1 protein-coding gene is annotated in these 529 nt (G+C 52.6%); it reads right to left on the bottom strand.

Annotated elements, in window-relative coordinates; all coding sequences use genetic code 11:
* Positions 1–217: 217 nt before the first annotated feature.
* Positions 218–529: hypothetical protein (locus ACLQ3C_RS21490; protein ID WP_425707120.1), on the bottom strand; the 312-nt coding region annotated here is incomplete at its 5' end.

Below are 529 nucleotides of genomic sequence, written 5' to 3'. Positions count from 1 at the left end.
CAACAACGAGCCCGCCAATGCCACCAAAAACGCAGGTCATCACCACAATGACCGCAAACTACGGCTGTAGTACTAGTACCGGAAATATGGCCAGGAGAAAAGTGCTTGATTAGCATATATGTATCCCAGTCCCCGTCAAACAGCGGACCACCAGAATTAACGACGTTCCGCGCCAAATACATACCAACTCGACGCAACATGTCCTCAACCTCGTCCACTAACCGTCACTCCGATCTGCGTGATCTAGCAGCTCAATAATTTTCCGTTTAAAGAATCGCCTTTGATACGACTGTGAACCGTCATTGCGGAATATGTTTTCGAAGTGAGCCTCACGGAGGAGACGTCCAGTCCTGGCCGAGTACGCTTCTCCATCGACTTTCACCGTGCTAGGCCTCCCTCCCACGATCGGCGCATCCGGATCGATCTCCACCTCTAACCGCGCCCCGTACCGCGCGAAATCAGACCACTCGTTTTCCATCACCCGATACGGCACCATATTGAAATGCCCATCCTGGGCGAACATGTTGCG

This window comes from Gordonia sp. DT30, assembly GCF_049844915.1.
In the GTDB taxonomy this organism is placed as follows: Bacteria; Actinomycetota; Actinomycetes; order Mycobacteriales; family Mycobacteriaceae; genus Gordonia.
The sequence above is the reverse complement of the archived record's forward strand: the minus strand, read 5'-3'. Positions and strand labels throughout refer to the sequence as shown.